3 protein-coding genes and 1 pseudogene are annotated in these 2,319 nt (G+C 45.1%); all 4 read left to right on the top strand.

Going from position 1 to position 2,319, the window contains the following annotated elements:
* Positions 1-875, top strand: an 875-nt coding sequence (gene trpD, locus SMIDD26_RS07905) for an anthranilate phosphoribosyltransferase (RefSeq protein ID WP_134990239.1), incomplete at its 5' end; no start/stop codon positions are given.
* The gene (trpC, locus tag SMIDD26_RS07900) at positions 872-1,639 is read left to right on the top strand and encodes an indole-3-glycerol phosphate synthase TrpC (protein WP_061439762.1); all 768 of its coding nucleotides are present in this window, start codon (positions 872-874) and stop codon (positions 1,637-1,639) included. The genes trpD and trpC, both read left to right, overlap by 4 nt.
* Entirely contained in the window at positions 1,626-2,225 is a 600-nt protein-coding gene (locus SMIDD26_RS07895; protein WP_061439761.1) for a phosphoribosylanthranilate isomerase, read from the top strand. Before trpC ends, SMIDD26_RS07895 begins: the two co-directional genes overlap by 14 nt.
* Positions 2,203-2,319, top strand: a pseudogene (locus SMIDD26_RS13720) (tryptophan synthase); the annotation flags it as partial. The gene SMIDD26_RS07895 and the pseudogene SMIDD26_RS13720, both read left to right, overlap by 23 nt.

Here is a 2,319-nt window from a genome sequence, read left to right as displayed (position 1 = left end):
AGATGAAGGGGGAAACACCTGAAGAACGCACAGCCATTGCCCAAGTCATGAGAGGACATGCCCAACATATTCCAACTGAGATTCATGATGCCATGGACAACTGTGGTACAGGTGGGGACAAGTCTTTCAGCTTTAACATCTCTACAACTGCAGCCTTTGTCTTGGCTGGTGGCGGTGTTCACATGGCAAAACATGGTAATCGCTCGATTTCTTCTAAATCTGGTTCTGCAGATGTCCTCGAAGCCTTGGGCATCAATCTTGACCTCAAACCAGCTGAACTAGGTAAGGTCTTTGATAAAACTGGAATCGTCTTTCTCTTCGCTAAAAATATGCACCCAGCAATGAAATACATCATGCCAGCTCGTTTGGAACTAGGAATTCCAACAATCATGAACTTGACTGGTCCCCTGATTCATCCAATGGCCTTGGAAACACAGCTTCTTGGAATTAGTCGTCCAGAATTGCTAGAAAGTACAGCTCAGGTTTTGAAAAATATGGGTCGTAAACGTGCTATCGTGGTTGCTGGGCCAGAAGGATTGGATGAAGCTGGTTTGAATGGAACAACCAAGATTGCTCTTCTTGAAAATGGCGAAATCACCTTGTCAAGCTTTACTCCAGAGGATTTGGGAATGGTAGGCTACGCTATCGAAGATATTCGTGGAGGGAATGCTCAGGAAAATGCAGAAATTTTGCTTAGCGTTCTGAAAAACGAAGCAAGTCCATTCTTGGAAACGACAGTCTTGAATGCTGGTCTTGGTTTCTATGCTAATGGTAAGGTAGATAATATCAAGGATGGAGTTGCCTTAGCTCGTCAAGTGATTGCTAGTGGCAAGGCTCTTGAAAAACTCAGACTGTTACAGGAGTACCAAAAATGAGTCAGGAATTTTTAGCACGAATTTTGGAGCAGAAGGCGTGTGAGGTTGAGCAGATGGAGCTGGAGGAAATCCAGCCCCTGCGCCAGACCTATCGCTTGGCAGAATTTTTGAAGAATCATCAGGGCCACTTGCAGGTAATCGCTGAGGTCAAGAAAGCTAGCCCTAGTCTGGGAGATATCAATCTCGATGTGGATATTGTGCAACAGGCCCAGACTTATGAAGCGAATGGCGCAGTAATGATTTCGGTTTTGACAGATGAGGTTTTCTTTAAAGGGCACCTGGATTATCTGCGGGAGATTTCCAGTCAGGTACAGATTCCGACGCTTAACAAGGACTTTATCATCGATGAAAAGCAAATCATCCGCGCTCGCAATGCAGGTGCGACAGTCATCTTGCTCATTGTGGCTGCCTTGTCCGAAGAACGTCTTAAGGAACTTTATGACTACGCGATGGAACTTGGTCTGGAAGTCTTGGTGGAAACCCACAATCTAGCTGAACTAGAGGTGGTCCACAGACTTGGTGCTGAGATTATCGGGGTCAACAATCGCAATTTAACCACCTTTGAGGTCGACTTGCAGACCAGTGTAGATTTGGCTAAACATTTCAAAGATGGTTGCTTGTACATTTCTGAATCTGCTATTTTCACAGGGCAGGATGCGGAACGAGTAGCGCCATACTTTAACGGAATTTTAGTAGGGACAGCTCTTATGCAGGCAGAAGATGTGGCCCAGAGAATCAAGGAGTTGCAGATTGACAAAGGTTAAAATTTGTGGACTATCGACCAAAGAAGCGGTAGAAACAGCCGTTTCAGCAGGAGCCGACTATATCGGTTTTGTCTTCGCACCTAGTAAAAGACAGGTGACTTTGGAAGAGGCTGCTGAGCTGGCAAAGTTTATTCCTGTAGACGTAAAAAAGGTTGGTGTATTTGTTTTACCGAGTCGAGCTCAACTGCTGGAAGCGATTGACAAAGTTGGCTTGGACTTGGTTCAAGTTCACGGTCAGGTGGCAGATGATTTATTTGAGAATTTGCCTTGTACCAGTATTCAGGCTGTGCAGGTGGATGGAGAGGGTCATGTGCCCAATTCTCAGGCAGATTATTTACTCTTTGATGCCCCTGTGGCAGGGAGTGGTCAGACCTTTGACTGGGGCCAACTGGATACGATAGGACTAGCTCAGCCATTTTTCATCGCAGGTGGGCTTAATGAAGACAATGTAGCACAAGCAATTCAACACTTTACTCCCTATGCAGTAGATGTATCAAGCGGAGTGGAGACAGATGGACAAAAAGATCATGAAAAGATTAGAAGATTTATAGAGAGGGTAAAGAATGGCATATCAAGAACCAAATAAAGATGGATTTTACGGAAAATTCGGCGGACGTTTTGTCCCAGAAACATTGATGACAGCAGTTTTGGAGTTGGAGAAGGCCTACCGTGAAAGTCAG

The sequence above is a fragment of the Streptococcus mitis genome (genome assembly GCF_001579035.1).
In the GTDB taxonomy this organism is placed as follows: domain Bacteria; phylum Bacillota; class Bacilli; order Lactobacillales; family Streptococcaceae; genus Streptococcus; species Streptococcus mitis_J.
The sequence above is the reverse complement of the archived record's forward strand: the minus strand, read 5'-3'. Positions and strand labels throughout refer to the sequence as shown.

Excerpts from the sequence above, each read along its gene's own strand:
- trpC (WP_061439762.1), top strand. The coding sequence starts at position 872 with ATGAGTCAGGAATTTTTAGCACGAATTTTGGAGCAGAAGGCGTGTGAG.